At 71.2% G+C, this 13,320-nt stretch carries 15 protein-coding genes; 6 read left to right on the forward strand and 9 right to left on the reverse strand.

Annotation, left to right across the window (positions count from 1 at the left end; genetic code table 11):
* Positions 1 to 24 precede the first annotated feature (24 nt).
* Positions 25 to 1,656 (forward strand): penicillin-binding transpeptidase domain-containing protein, encoded by a 1,632-nt coding sequence (locus tag J2S55_RS45025; RefSeq protein WP_306874227.1) that lies wholly within the window; start codon positions 25 to 27, stop codon positions 1,654 to 1,656.
* A 46-nt stretch (positions 1,657 to 1,702) separates the two neighbouring features.
* Here J2S55_RS45025 and J2S55_RS45030 read toward each other — a convergent pair whose 3' ends face one another.
* The 3 genes from J2S55_RS45030 to J2S55_RS45040 all read right to left on the reverse strand — a co-directional run bounded on the left by J2S55_RS45030 (position 1,703) and on the right by J2S55_RS45040 (position 3,698).
* Positions 1,703 to 1,984, reverse strand: a complete 282-nt coding sequence (locus tag J2S55_RS45030) for a DUF3040 domain-containing protein (RefSeq protein ID WP_306874230.1) — start codon at positions 1,982 to 1,984, stop codon at positions 1,703 to 1,705.
* Between the two features lie 317 nt (positions 1,985 to 2,301).
* Positions 2,302 to 3,300, reverse strand: coding sequence for a sensor histidine kinase (locus J2S55_RS45035; protein ID WP_306874233.1), 999 nt, complete (start codon positions 3,298 to 3,300; stop codon positions 2,302 to 2,304).
* Positions 3,264 to 3,698, reverse strand: a complete 435-nt coding sequence (locus J2S55_RS45040) for a hypothetical protein (RefSeq protein ID WP_306874235.1) — start codon at positions 3,696 to 3,698, stop codon at positions 3,264 to 3,266. The genes J2S55_RS45035 and J2S55_RS45040 overlap by 37 nt, the downstream gene beginning before the upstream one ends.
* A 479-nt stretch (positions 3,699 to 4,177) precedes the next feature.
* Here J2S55_RS45040 and J2S55_RS45045 point away from each other — a divergent pair, with 479 nt between their 5' ends.
* Positions 4,178 to 7,336 (forward strand): S41 family peptidase, encoded by a 3,159-nt coding sequence (locus tag J2S55_RS45045; RefSeq protein ID WP_306874238.1) that lies wholly within the window; start codon positions 4,178 to 4,180, stop codon positions 7,334 to 7,336.
* Here J2S55_RS45045 and J2S55_RS45050 read toward each other — a convergent pair.
* Positions 7,308 to 8,261 carry a helix-turn-helix transcriptional regulator gene (locus J2S55_RS45050; protein ID WP_306874240.1) on the reverse strand — a complete coding sequence of 318 codons (954 nt, stop codon included), beginning with the start codon at positions 8,259 to 8,261 and terminating at the stop codon, positions 7,308 to 7,310. The genes J2S55_RS45045 and J2S55_RS45050 overlap by 29 nt on opposite strands.
* Positions 8,262 to 8,341: 80 nt before the next feature.
* Here J2S55_RS45050 and J2S55_RS45055 point away from each other — a divergent pair, with 80 nt between their 5' ends.
* On the forward strand, positions 8,342 to 9,088 hold the full coding sequence (locus tag J2S55_RS45055) for an alpha/beta fold hydrolase (protein ID WP_306874244.1): 747 nt from the start codon (positions 8,342 to 8,344) through the stop codon (positions 9,086 to 9,088).
* Positions 8,998 to 9,312, forward strand: a complete 315-nt coding sequence (locus tag J2S55_RS48595) for an AbfB domain-containing protein (RefSeq protein ID WP_370879763.1) — start codon at positions 8,998 to 9,000, stop codon at positions 9,310 to 9,312. The genes J2S55_RS45055 and J2S55_RS48595 overlap by 91 nt, the downstream gene beginning before the upstream one ends.
* Positions 9,313 to 9,825: 513 nt before the next feature.
* On the opposite strand, the gene J2S55_RS45060 is transcribed toward J2S55_RS48595, so the two are convergent.
* The gene (locus tag J2S55_RS45060) at positions 9,826 to 10,401 is read right to left on the reverse strand and encodes a hypothetical protein (RefSeq protein ID WP_306874246.1); all 576 of its coding nucleotides are present in this window, start codon (positions 10,399 to 10,401) and stop codon (positions 9,826 to 9,828) included.
* A 169-nt stretch (positions 10,402 to 10,570) separates the two neighbouring features.
* Between J2S55_RS45060 and J2S55_RS45065 the strand changes: the two genes are divergently transcribed.
* Positions 10,571 to 10,810, forward strand: a complete 240-nt coding sequence (locus J2S55_RS45065; protein WP_306874249.1) for a hypothetical protein — start codon at positions 10,571 to 10,573, stop codon at positions 10,808 to 10,810.
* A gap of 22 nt (positions 10,811 to 10,832) precedes the next feature.
* Here the strand turns inward: J2S55_RS45065 and J2S55_RS45070 are convergent, their stop codons facing one another.
* A complete protein-coding gene (locus J2S55_RS45070) occupies positions 10,833 to 11,333 on the reverse strand; it encodes a hypothetical protein (RefSeq protein WP_306874251.1) in 501 nt (166 codons plus the stop codon).
* Positions 11,334 to 11,399: 66 nt separating this feature from the next.
* On the opposite strand from J2S55_RS45070, the gene J2S55_RS45075 reads away from it, so the two are divergent.
* Positions 11,400 to 11,531, forward strand: a complete 132-nt coding sequence (locus J2S55_RS45075; protein ID WP_306874254.1) for a hypothetical protein — start codon at positions 11,400 to 11,402, stop codon at positions 11,529 to 11,531.
* Between the two features lie 67 nt (positions 11,532 to 11,598).
* On the opposite strand, the gene J2S55_RS45080 is transcribed toward J2S55_RS45075, so the two are convergent.
* The 3 genes from J2S55_RS45080 to J2S55_RS45090 form a co-directional block, all read right to left on the reverse strand.
* A complete protein-coding gene (locus J2S55_RS45080; protein WP_306874257.1) occupies positions 11,599 to 12,054 on the reverse strand; it encodes a MerR family transcriptional regulator in 456 nt (151 codons plus the stop codon).
* Positions 12,051 to 12,410, reverse strand: coding sequence for a hypothetical protein (locus J2S55_RS45085; protein ID WP_306874259.1), 360 nt, complete (start codon positions 12,408 to 12,410; stop codon positions 12,051 to 12,053). The genes J2S55_RS45080 and J2S55_RS45085 overlap by 4 nt, the downstream gene beginning before the upstream one ends.
* Before the next feature lie 138 nt (positions 12,411 to 12,548).
* Positions 12,549 to 12,794 (reverse strand): hypothetical protein, encoded by a 246-nt coding sequence (locus J2S55_RS45090; protein ID WP_306874261.1) that lies wholly within the window; start codon positions 12,792 to 12,794, stop codon positions 12,549 to 12,551.
* Positions 12,795 to 13,320 lie beyond the last annotated feature (526 nt).

The following is a 13,320-nucleotide window of genomic DNA, read 5'->3' on the forward strand; positions in this document are numbered from 1 at the left end:
GGACTAGAGACTGGGGGTAGTCAGGTGCCACGTGGTAGGACGATCGCGATCACATCGGTGACGGCCGTACTGGTGGCGGGGGCCGCCGGGGGCGGGGCCTGGTGGTTCCTGCACACCCGGGGGACCCCCCTGGAGACCGCCCAGCGTTTCACCCAGGCGTGGCAGCGCGCCGACCTGGCCGCCATGCGCGCCGAGCTCGGCGTGGCCGACCCCGCCTTCGGCCGGCCGTACGAGGACATGCGCAAGAGCCTGGCGGTCGAGGCCACCACGGTGCGGCTCGACTCGGTGCGCGAGACCGGCGACGACACCGGCCAGGCCGCCTACACCGCCACGCTGAAGCTGAAGAACATCGGCGAGTGGAGTTACTCCGGCGTCCTCGACCTGGCCGTCGTCGACCGCAACTGGCGGGTCAAGTGGTCTCCGAAGGCCGTCCACCCCGACCTGACCGACGGCGGCACGTTCGCGCTGAAGACCAAATGGCCCGCGCGGGCGGGGATCGTCGCCGCCGGCGGCGAGCGCATCGACGGCGGCGACGCGGGCGGCTCGGTGCAGCAGCTCGTCGGCTACCTCGACAAGGCCACCGCCAAGGACGTCAAGGCGCTCGGCTCCTCCTACAAGGTGGGTGACGCGATCGGCCGGGGCGGGTTGCAGGAGACCTTCCAGCAGCGCCTGGCGGGCAGCCCCACCACCGAGATCCAGCTCGTCGGCGCCGACAAGAAGACCGTCAAGTCCCTGGGCAAGATCGAGGGAGAGAGCGGCGAGGCCGTGGAGACCAGCCTGGACCTGCGGGTCCAGCGGGCCGCCGCCGACGCGGTGCGCGACCTGAAGCAGACCGCCTCCCTGGTCGCGATCAAGCCGTCCTCCGGCGAGATCCTCGCCGTAGTGAACAACCAGGGTGGTTTCAACCGCGCCCTGGACGGCGCCTACCCTCCCGGCTCGACCTTCAAGGCCATCACCGCCGTCGGCCTGCTGGCCGAGGGGATGACCCCCGGCGAGCGGACCACCTGCCCCAAGGACGTCAACGTCGGCGGCCTGCCGATCCGCAACTCCCATCACGCCGGATACGGCTCGGTGACCTTCTCCGACTCCTTCGCCTACTCCTGCAACACCACCTTCGCCCCGCTGGCCCGGCAGCGGCTGAGCGCCGACAAGCTGCTGAGCACCGCGGAGCTGTTCGGCTTCAACAAGCCGCTCGGCATCGGCGTCCCGGCGGCCAAGGGCAGCATCCCCAAGGCCCGCAACGACGCCGAGCTCGCCGCGCAGTCCTTCGGCCAGGACCGGATCACCGCCAGCCCGCTGCTGATGGCCTCGGTCGCCGCCGCGCTGGCCGACGGCACCTGGCGCCCGCCGACGCTGGTCCCCTCCATGGAGCAGAAGGCCGAGCCGCAGGAGCTCCCGGAGGGCGTCACGTCCCCGATGCACCAGATGATGTCCGCGGTGGTCACCAAGGGCACCGCCAAGGACGCGGGCCTGCCGTCCGGCACCCGCGGCAAGACCGGCACCGCCGAGTACGGCGCGCAGGACGCGCTGAAGACCCACGCCTGGTTCATGGGCTTCCGGGGCGACCTGGCCTTCGCGGTCATCGTGGAGGAGGGCTCGGGCGGTGGCGCGGTCGCCGCCCCGGTGGCCGCGGACTTCCTGCGCGCTCTGGGCTGAGGCCCCACGGCGGCCCGCCCGGCCGTCGCACCGCCGGGCGGGAGCGCTACAGCGGGAGCGCGGCGGCCTCGTGCCGCAGGACCAGGACGAGCAGGGTGGTGATCAAGGTCGCGATCAGCACCCAGCTGACCATGATGATGACCGTCGAGCGGCGGGGGGCCCGGCCGGACCCCCTGTCCTTCTTCGCGTCACGCCTGCGGCGGCCGTGCTCCTTGCGCTGGACACGCTCGTTGAACGACTCGAGCCGTGCCGCCAGCCGCGGGTCCTCATCGATGAGGTGCCGCTCGATCTGCAGCAGTAGTCGCTCCTCGTCCTGCGACCAGGCCATGCCGTACCTCCCCGGAACGCAAGGCGTGTGCGGGTTTCCTGCCCAATCGTGAAGATCGTTATCCATTCCGAGCCCTGCGATTTACCGCTTCTTTCCGCGCCCACCACCTGCCCCGGCGCGGCCGTCCCCGCGGGGCGTCCGGCCGCGCCCGGCGGAGCGTCCGGCCACGCACGGCGGAGCGTCCGGCCACGCACGGCGGAGCGTCCGGCCACGCACGGCGGAGCGTCCGGCCACGCCCGGCGGAGCGTCCGGCCACGCCCGGCGGGGCGTCCGGCCACGCACGGCGGAGTGCCCGGCCGCGCCCGGCGGGGCGTCCGCTAGGCGGTCGCCTCCGGTGCGCCCAGGCCGCCGCCTCGGGTCCCGGCCAGCGCGAGCCGTAACACGAACCGGGCCCCTCGCGGGCTGTCGGCGACGTACAGGCGCCCGCCGTAGGCCGACGCGATCCCCTTGGAGATCGCCAGCCCCAGGCCGCTCCCTCCGGCGTCCCTGTTGCGGGAGGCGTCCAGGCGGGTGAACCTGTCGAACACCCGCTCCCGGTCGGCCGGCGCGATCCCGTCGCCGTCGTCGATCACCTCCAGGACCGCCTCCCCCTCCTCCGCGCAGACCCTCACGACGATCTCCCGGTCCGCGTGCCGCTCGGCGTTGGCCAGCAGATTGGTCAGCAACCTCGCCATCTTGAGACGGTCCGCGCGCACGACCACCCCGTCCGCCCGCTCGATCCTGATCGGCACGTGCCCGCGACGGCCGGTGACCTCCTCCTCGACGAACCGGCCGAGGTCGAGCGGCTCCACCCGGTCCGAGAGCGCCCCGGCGTCGAGTCTGGCGAGCTCCAGCAGATCGCCGACGACCTCCTGCAGGCGCTCGACATCGCTCAGCGCCGCACGCGCGGTCTTCTCCCAGGGTTCCTCGCCGGGAGCGCCCAGGGCCACCTCCAGCCGGGTGCGCAGCCCGGTGATGGGGCTGCGCAGGTCGTGGGAGGCGTCGGAGACGAACCGCCGCTGGTTCTCCACGGCGTGCTGGAGGCGGTCGAGCGTGGAGTTCATCGTCTTGGCCAGCGCCGCCACCTCGTCGCCGGTGTCCGGCACCGGGACCCTCCGGCCCAGGCCCGTCGCGGTGATCTCGGCGGTCTCGGCCCTGATCGCCTCGACCGGGCGCAGGGCCCGGCCCACGGTCCGCCAGGTGCCCACGATGCCGCACAGGAGGACGAACAGCAGCAGCAGTGCCAGGACCGACGGCAGGATCCATCCCGTGAAGTAGGGCACCGGCGCCGCCGCGTAGATCAGCACCTCTCCGTAGTAGGCGGTCCTGATGAGCACTCCGACGAGCTTGCCGCAGGGGTGAGGTAGGGGCCGCACAGCTCGCCGTCCACCCGGCTGTCGCCGGCGACGGGGACGAGGTGGGAGATCCGCGGGACGCCCGCCAACTCGGCGCCGGCCGCGATGACCCGGCCGTCACCCGGCCTGACCACCTGGATCAGGGACACCCCGCCCGGCCCGGTGGGGATCGGATCCGGCGCCGGGTTCCTGTAGAGGTGCACGCCGGTCATGCGCGCGGCCTGCGCCGCCTCCGCGGTGGCCCGGTCTCCCGCGTCGTCGCGCATGTGGGCCACCAGCACCGCGAAGGTCAGCCCGAGGATCACCGCCGTGATCGCCATGTTGACGCTCACGGCCCGGCCGCGCACCGAGCGCAGCAGCCGCCGCCACCTAGCCACCATCGGCCGCCCGGGCCGTCACAGAGCCGCCGGCCACCGCCCCGCACGGCGCCCAGGCGGCTTCGACGATGCGTACCCGCATGTCACAAGCATTCCAGCCAGGCTTTGAGTGCACCCCATCCCCCCGGGCATCCCCGCTCCCGCCTGCCCGGCGGTGCGGCTCACCCGTCACGGAGGACGGGTGGTTAATCCCCTAAAGGGTACTAACCACCCTGATACGAATAAACAGGCTTATTGTCTGACTTAGCAATTGGGGGGACCGTGGCAGACGCCAAGAAGAAATCCGCCAAAGCCTCGGGCAAGCAGAAGAAGGCCGCGATCAAGGCGGTGCGCACGGCCAAGCAGGCCAAACGGAAGGATAAACACTCCGAAAACCCATAAACCGGTCAAGGTGCTCGGAACGGACCGGGTGCCCGCAACCGTGAAATCATGATCGGGCGACCGGAGCACGCCCCCCGGTCACCCGATCATGGAGTGACACGATGTCCGCCTACCTGCGATTCCCGACGATCCTCGGCGAGACGGTCGTCTTCGCCGCCGAGGACGATCTGTGGATGGTGCCCGCCACCGGCGGGCGGGCCTTCCGGCTGACCGCCGGGGTGGCCGAGGCAGGTTACCCCCGCTTCTCCCCGCGCGGCGACCAGCTCGCCTTCGCCGGACGCGAGGAGGGCCCGGAAGAGGTCTACGTGATGCCGGCCGACGGCGGGGCGGCCCGGCGGGTCACCTACCACGGGGCCCGCTCCACCGTCACCGGCTGGGACCCCGACGGCGCCATCCTGTACGCCAGCGACGAGGCCCAGCCCTTCGAGGGCCAGAAGTGGCTGCACCGCGTCCAGCCGGACGGGATCCCCGAGCGCCTGCCGTACGGCCCGGCCAACTCCATCTCCTACGGCCCGCAGATCGTGCTCGGCCGCAACACCGCCGACCCCGCCCGCTGGAAGCGCTACCGGGGCGGCACCGTGGGCGACCTGTGGATCGGCGCCGAGCGGTTCCGGCGGCTCATCGCCCTGCCGGGCAACCTGGCCTCGCCCTGCTGGGCGGGGGACCGGGTCTACTTCATCTCCGACCACGAGGGCGTCGGCAACGTCTACTCCTGCACCGCCGACGGCGGCGACCTGCGCAGGCACTCCGACCACGCCGACTACTACGCCCGCAACCTCTCCGGCGACGGCCGCCGGCTGGTCTACCACGCCGGGGCCGAGCTCTACCTGATCGAGGACGGGGAGTCCCACCACATCGGGGTATGCCTGCGCAGCTCCCGCACCCAGCGCAACCGCCGCTTCGCCCCGGCCGAGGACTTCCTCGACAGCGCGACGCTCAGCCCGGACGGCAGCGGCCTGGCCATCACCACCCGGGGCAAGGCGTTCTCCTTCGCCGCCTGGGAGGGCCCGGTCCGCCAGCACGGCGCGCCCTACGGCGTCCGCTACCGCCTGCTGACCTGGCTGAACGACGGCGAGCGGCTCATCGCGGCGGCCAGCGACGACGGCGACCGCGAGGTGCTGACCGTGCTCACCGCCGACGGCGGCGCCGAGCCGGTCGGGCTCGGCCATCTCGACACCGGGCGCGTCACCGCGCTGGAGGTCTCCCCCAAGGAGGACCGGGTCGCGATCGCCAACCACCGCAACGAACTGCTCATGATCGACCTCACCGGGGGCACGGCGGCCGGCGCCGGGAGCACGGTGATCGACTCCAGCAGGTTCGGCGCGATCGAGGACCTCGCCTGGTCGCCCGACGGCCGCTGGCTCGCCTACGCCTGCCGGGAGACCGCGCAGACCATGGCCGTCAAGCTGTGCCGGGCCGAGACCGGCGAGACCTTCACCGCCACCCGCCCGGTGCTGTGGGACACCTGCCCCGCCTTCGACCCGGGTGGCGACTACCTCTACTTCATCGGCCAGCGGGTCTTCAACCCGGTCTACGACGAGCTCCAGTTCGACCTGGGCTTCCCCCTCGGCTCCCGCCCCTACGCCATCGGGCTCCGCGCCGACGTCGGCTCCCCCTTCGTCCCCGAGCCCCGGCCGCTCAAGGACGACGACGAGGACGACGACGAAGAAGAGATCGAGGTGGTCATCGACCTGGAGGGCATCCAGGACCGCGTCGTCGTCTTCCCCGTCCCCGAGGGGCGCTACGACCGCATCGCCGGGATCAAGGGCAAGGCCGTCTACCTGACCTTCCCCGTCGAGGGCAGCCTCGGCGACGACTACGCCGACTCCTCCGACGGCACGCTGCAGGTCTACGACTTCGCCGACCAGAAGCAGGAGACCCTGGTCGGGGACGTCTCGGAGTTCCAGCTCGGCCGCGACGGCGCCACCCTGCTCTACCAGTCGGGCAAGCGGCTACGGGTGATCAAGGCGAGCGAGGCGCCCGAGGACGACGACACGCCGGGCCGGGCCGGCGGATGGGTCGACCTGTCACGGGTCAAGGTGTCCATCCGCCCGGAGGCCGAGTGGCGGCAGATGTTCCGCGAGGCCTGGCGGCTGCAGCGGGAGAACTTCTGGACCCAGGACATGGCCGGGATCGACTGGGAGGGCGTCTACCAGCGCTATCTCCCTCTGGTGGACCGGGTCACCACCCGGGGGGAGTTCTCCGACCTGCTGTGGGAGCTGCTCGGCGAGCTCGGCACCTCCCACGCCTACGAGAGCGGCGGCGCCTACCGGTCCCGGCCGCACTACCGGCAGGGCAAGCTCGGCGTCGACTGGTCCTTCGAGGACGGCCACTACCGGATCGCCCGGATCGTCAGCGGGGACCGCTGGGACCCCGGCGCCACCTCGCCGCTCAACCGCCTCGGAGTGGACGTACGGCCGGGCGACACCGTGCTGGCCATCAACGGCCAGCCGGTCGGGCCCCTGGCCGGCCCTGACGAGCGGCTGGTCAACCAGGCCGACGAGGAGGTCCAGCTCACCGTCGGGCGCGGTGAGGACAGGCTGACCTTCAACGTCAAGGCCATCGGCGACGAGCAGCCGGGCCGCTACCGCGACTGGGTGGAGGCCAACCGGGCCCACTGCCACGAGCGCAGCGGCGGCCGGATCGGCTACCTGCACATCCCCGACATGGGCCCGGAGGGCTACTCCGAGTTCCACCGCGGCTTCCTCACCGAGTACGACCGCGAGGGCCTGATCGTGGACGTCCGCTTCAACGGCGGCGGCCACGTGTCGGCCCTGCTGCTGGAGAAGCTCGCCCGCCGCCGCCTCGGCTACAACTTCCCCCGCTGGGGCATGCCCGAGCCCTATCCCGACGAGTCGCCGCGGGGGCCGATGGTCGCGATCACCAACGAGTGGGCCGGCTCCGACGGCGACATCTTCAGCCACACCTTCAAACTGCTGGGCCTGGGCCCGCTGATCGGCAAGCGCACCTGGGGCGGGGTGGTCGGCATCTGGCCCCGGCACCAGCTCGCCGACGGCACGGTGACCACCCAGCCGGAGTTCTCCTTCGCCTTCGACGACGTGGGCTGGCGGGTGGAGAACTACGGCACCGACCCCGACATCGAGGTGGACATCACCCCCCAGGACTATGCCCGGGGCGTGGACACCCAGCTCGACAGGGCGATCGAGGTGGCCCTTGGGCGCCTGCTCCTCCACCCCCCGCACACGCCCGATCCGGCCGACCGGCCGCGGCTCACGGTCCCGCGCCTGCCGCCTCGCTGAGCCGGCCGGCCAGCGCCCTGATCTCCCCGCGCAGCCCGTCCGGCGTGATCACGGTGAACGGCCAGCCGAGCCCGGCCAGCATCTGCGCCATCCCGTCCAGCCGCTCGGCCCTGGTCTCCAGCAGGATCCCGTCGGCGGTCTCGGTCAGCGTCGCCGTCGAGGCGGGGATCCTCCCCCGCGCCTCCTCCATGGTGGTGGCCAGCAGCACCTTCACCTCGTGCCGGTAGGGCACCGCCGACAGCGATCCGACCACGTGCGCGACGGGGTCGAAGCCGTCCGGGGCGTCGAAGGAGCGCCCGGTCCCCGCGGCGCTCGCCACCCGGTCCACCCGGAAGGTCCTCACCTCCCCGCTGCCGTGGTCGAACCCGGCGACATACCAGCGGCCGGAGTGGAAGACGATGCCGTAGGGGTCCAGGTCGCGCTCGGAGGGCTCGCCCCGCCAGGACCGGTAGGCCAGCCGCACCGTCTGCCCGCGCCGGACGGCGTCGGCGAGCGCGAGCAGCGGCCCGGCCTTCGGGGCGCTCGCGGGCGCCGGCTCCCGGGTGTGCTCCAGCGTCGCCGACACCGCGGCGACCCGCTCGCGCAGCGCCTGCGGCAGCACCCGCTGGATCTTGGCAAGCGCGCTCTCGGTCGCCGTCTCCCCCACCGCGAGGCCGGTCCGCCGTCCGGCCAGCAGGCCCAGCACCACGGCGGTGGCCTCGTCGTCGGTGAGCATCAGCGGCGGCAGCTTGTAGCCCGGCAGGAGCCGGTAGCCGCCGTGGCGCCCGCGCTCGGCCTCCACCGGGACCCCGAGTTCGGACAGCCGCACCGCGTAGCGGCGCACCGTGCGCTCGTCCACCTCCAGCCGGGCGGCGAGCTCGGGTCCGGTCAGACCCGGCCGGGCCTGCAGGAGTTCCAGTAGCGCGAGCACGCGGGTGACGGTCATCGGAGATTCCTCAGAAATCAGGACGGGTTCTGTCCGGATTCGATCTTATGTTGAAACCAGTCGAAAGAAGAGAGAACGCGATGAGCACATATGTTCTGGTCCCCGGTTTCTGGCTCGGCGCATGGGCGTGGGAGAAGGTCGTCCCGGCGCTGCGCGAGGCCGGCCACGACGTCCGCCCGGTCACCCTCACCGGGCTCGGCGACCGGGCGCACCTGGCCGGCCCCGAGGTCGACCTGGAGACGCACATCCAGGACATCGTCGGCACCATCGTCTCCGCGGACCTGCGCGAGGTGATCCTCGTCGGCCACAGCGGCGCCAGCGCCGCGGTCACGGGCGCGGCCGACCGGATCCCCGAGCGCGTCGCCCGGCTCGTCTACCTCGACTGCGGCCCCGTGCCCGACGGCATGACGTTCATGGACCTCAACGAGCCCGACTGGAAGGCGTTCATCGAGACGCGGGTCGCCGAGCAGGGGGGCGGGACGAGCTATCCGCTGATCTCCTGGGAGGAGCAGGAACAGGCCGGAGCGAGCCTGGAGGGGCTGGGCGAGGCCGAACGCGAGTGGTTCGCCTCCCGCGCGGCGGCTCAGCCGTACGGCACCATGACCCAGCCGCTGACGCTGAAGGGCGGCGTGGACGGGCTGCCCAAGACGCTCCTCGCCTGCTCGTTGCCGCTGGAGCAGGTCCACGCGATGATCGCGGCCGGCCATCCGCTCTTCGCGGCGCTCGCCGGGCCGGAGTGGAGCTTCGACGCGGTGCCCACCGGCCACTGGCCGATGTTCTCCAAGCCCGCGGAGACCGCGGCCGCGCTCGCCGCGCTGGGGCACTGAGATCGCGGTGGGGGCGGACGGTCCGCCCCCACCGCCCGCCGGGGCCGAGCGCCTCCCGCTACTCCTTCGGATCCCGCGACCGGCCCGGCCCGTTCCTGCGCCACCAGGACTTCCGCGTCCGGCCGGCCCCCCGCCAGACCACCGCCCCGTCCGCCGCCGACGCGACCTTCTGCGCCACCGACGGCGACAACGGGCAGGGCGTGTCGTGGCAGTCCCACGATTGAGGCCGGGAGACCGGATGAGGGCGGCGCGCTGTGGTCGGCCGGGCCCGCCCGGGGGCGCGCCGACGTCCACCCCCAGCGGACCCCCAGTCGGCCGTCAGCGGTGCCCGGGAGAGTGGGGACAGCGGACCCCGGATCGAAGGAGCAGAACATGTCGATACGGCGCGCGGTGATGGCGGCGTCGACGATGCCGGCCTGGCGGGCGGTGCGCACAGTGTTATCGCCGAGCTGGGCGTGCCGACGCTCGATGGTCGGCCATTGCCTGCGCGGCGGAGCCTGGGCGGCCGCGCGGTGGCAGCCTCCTGCAGACCAGGGCTGGCCTGGTGGACCGGCTCCAGACAGGCCAGCACCTCGACGGCCGTAAGAGCCAGGTGCTGTCGCTTTGCCCAAGGTGAACGAGGGATCTATGGTGACCGGAATGGATGGAAAGATCACTATTCGCCCATACCGGGCATCGGATGAGGCATCGGTCGTCGACCTATGGTCTTTCAAGGGAACCCCGAGAATCGTGCGGGGCTATGCGGTGCCGGGACGGCGCATGCTTCCTTGCGGTGTGAAGGTGAACGTGTCCTTGAACGGTCCCCTTCCGCAGCGGACGGCCAAGAGGATGGGCTCGTTGTGGGCCGGGGGCCAGCTCGACCGGGTTCCCGGGTCGGTTCCGTTCCAGAGATGGAAGCAGATCATCGGCTCCGTCACCCGCTCGGTCGTGTAGGCGAGTGTTTTGCCGTAGAGGGGATTGCTGCCGCCGAAGAGAACGGAGGGCGGACCGAATGCCTCGTGTACTTCGGTGAGCGTGCGATCTTGAGCAGCCCAGGCGTTCACATCTTGGCGTATGGACGCGTACTCCTCAGCCGTCAGCGTTCGGTCGAGGTCCAGCCAGCCGCGATCGCGGGCGAACTCCGCGTAGATCGAGGCGACACCGTACTCGTGGTCACCTGGTACCACGGTCTTGAACGCTCCGGTCACGCCGAGCGAGTTGAAGGCGCCCCGAGATTCCAGCACCCGTAGTTCCTGCGCCCATGCCTCCTCGTCGTGTTCGGCATAGGCCAGGTGATCGAGCAGCAGTCGCAGGGCTATCTCCCCACCGAACATGCCAGGACGGCGAAGTGCCTGGTTGAGCTGGTCTATGAGGTAGGAGCGGATCTCAGCTGAGGAGCGTGGTCCAGGAGATGTTGGCATAGCGCACCATTCTCGTTCTCGTCTCGTTCCGGCGGGGGGTGAGGCGGCATCGCTGTCGCCAGCCATGTGAGCGTCACAGAATGTGGTCCTCGCCTGGGGCATAGCGGCTCCAGGGGCTCCCGGCGGCGATGGCGATGCGACTGGTCTGCTGGTCGGTGTAGCCGAGCATTCGAGCGATGACCGGCGCCGATGCCTGCAGAGCGAGACCACCGCGATCCTCGCCCTCGCTGACGAACTCGCCAAGGGAACGACCGAGACGGTCCTGGCCAAGAGCGACTTGGAGCTCGGCATCGAGGCATTCACACGCGGCGGCATGCTGTAGCTTGCCCGTTGTTCGGCGATTACTACCCAGCTGGACGCGTGCGCCAGAACGACTGCGCGAAGTCGAGCGCCGGCCACCACCGGCTTGTCCCGCTCTCAGGTCCGAGCCGGTGCCGGTAGTGCCCGGTCGGATTGCTGTAGAGCTCCCGCTGACGGTCGGGGACGGCGTAGGCGAGCGCGGCCACAGTCCGTAGATCCACCTGGGTCAGCGTCGAGCTGGACAGGTAGTGCAGCAGCCGCGAGAACATGTCGTGGTGGTGGGAGCCGACCTGTCCCATCATCACCTCGGCCGCGGCCTGGTCCAGCTTCTTCGCCGGGATCGATCCGAGCACCGTGCCGGAGTCTGGGCCGCCGACGCGATGCGGTTGGCGGCCGGCCAGACTGAGCCGGGCGCATACCAGCAGCACCGCGGCGAGCGCGTTGTCCTCGATGGCCGGCTGCTCCTGGCCGTCGTCGTAATCCTCGGTGGAGGACGGTAGCGGCAGGCCCGCGGCGTGGGCGGCGCCGCCGATGAAGTCGGCCATGCTGGGGTAGCCCAGTGACTCGGCAAGTTCCTGCCTGCTCCGGCGGTTGGTCTCGACCAGGTGCTTGTGGCCAGCCTCGACCTCCTCGGGGAGGAAGGCGTCGAACGCGGCTATGCCGAGGCGGCGAATCTGGGTGATCTCGATATCGAGCAGGAGGTACGCCTCGGATTGGCCCTGCTCGAACCCGTCCTGAGCTGACGAACTACGGCAGCCGGCAGAGTCACCGGGACGGGTCCGGCGGATGCGCGATGGTCATGGTGGATGCTCACAGCGGTCGGTTCTCCTCGGGGGCGCGGTCGCCGGCCAGGTCGGCGAAGGGCAGTGGGCAGTCGGGGCAGGTGCAGTGGGTCAGGCTGTCGCAGCCGGCGCTCACCACCGCGCTGAGCGCGCGCCGGATGGTGGTCAGGTCGGCGATCCGCGCGTCCACCTCAGCTATCTTTTCCTGGGCGCGGGCACGCAGGTCCGGAGTGGGGTGACCGCGCCGGCCGGTGTCGATCAGCTCGGCCACCTCCTCCAAGGTGAAACCGAGCCGCTGCGCCGCTTTGATCACCGCCAGCAGGGTGACGGTCTCCGGCGGATAGGCGCGATGCCCGCCGGGGCTGCGCCGCGGTTCGGTGATCAGCCCGCGGCGCTCGTAGTAGCGCAGGATCTGCGGGTTGACCCCGGCCTGCTCGGCCACCTGTCCGCTGCGCAGGTACGGCCCGTCGAGGTCCTGTCTCACACCGGCCGTCCCGCTATGGCCGCCGCGGCGGCGCGCTCTTGCAGCGCGTCCAGCACCTCGACCTGCCGCGGCGGCACTGTCACCTCCAGCGCCAGGCTGCTGTCGGCGACGGTGAGGGTGAAGGTGAAAAACGAGCAGCAGCCGTTCTCTCGTGCCGTCAGCTCGGCGGCCCGGCCGGCGTTGCCAGGGCTGAAGACGAGCTCCAGGCGCAGCCGTGTCTGCTCGGGGCGCTGCACCGCCTGGACCGCCTCGGTGAACAAGGCGTCGAACTCGGCCACGCGCAGCGGCTGCTCGGCGGTGGGCAGGGTGCACGCTGAGGGCGCCCATCCCTGGTCAAGGGTGATGTCTTGGGTCATGTCTCGACGGTAAACCTGTACCTGGGTACCGAATGCAAGCCCTTATGGCGTACCGCCAGAATCCGGTCCGGTCCTCCCCGAATGCCTATCTTGCTCACGGCGAGCAGTGCGATGGGTCGGCTCAACCGGGCGCCGCGGTCAACGCTTGCGTCGGCCGGCGGCACGCTCCAAGCAGGTCAGGCCACCCGGGTAGGCCTCGCCGAGCTCGACCAAGGCGTCGAGCAAGGCGTTGTAGAGCTTGACGTGGTGCCAGTGCCGGCGGCCCAACTCGCCCTCGCGTACCTGCCCGGTGAGCTCCTGCAGCAGTGTCGGCCATCCGGTCGCCGTCGCCGACGGCGCCGTGGTCGCCGTGATCACCTTGGTGGACGGCGGTGCGACGGACACCGCGTTCCCTTCTTTTCGTCCCGGACGCATCGTCACTTTCGTGACGATGCCTTAGCACTGCTGGTTGGTCTTGCTTCGGTGGTGATGCCGCTTGCCGTCCTGGCGATCTCTTCGTGTCTCGGGGGTCGAGCAGCAACCGAACGGCCAGTGACGTTAGCGAGTCGTCGGACCTGGGTTACCGCCACTGGCCGTTCTGATGCGGGTGGCACCGGGCGGGCAGGCATTCTGTCCCACCGCCTGCGCACACCGGAATCCTAGAAGTGGTGACTCATGCCCCTCCGTTCATCGGCGACGCCGTTTTCGGCGACACGTGAGAACTGGCCTCCAGAGGACGAGCGGGGCAGGCGTCTTACATCGTCACGATGACCGTTGGCCGGGGCGTCACCGTTGTCGTTGTGGTCGATGAGCACCAGGTGGAAGGCGGCTTCTTTGTGCAGCCGCGCCAGCGGCGGCGCTGGTGCGCCAGGTGAGGCGGTTGTAGGAGGGGGTGTCGGTCCACGGCGCGTCGTTGGGCAGCCGGTAGCGC

The organism is Streptosporangium brasiliense, assembly GCF_030811595.1.
GTDB classification, from domain to species: domain Bacteria; phylum Actinomycetota; class Actinomycetes; order Streptosporangiales; family Streptosporangiaceae; genus Streptosporangium; species Streptosporangium brasiliense.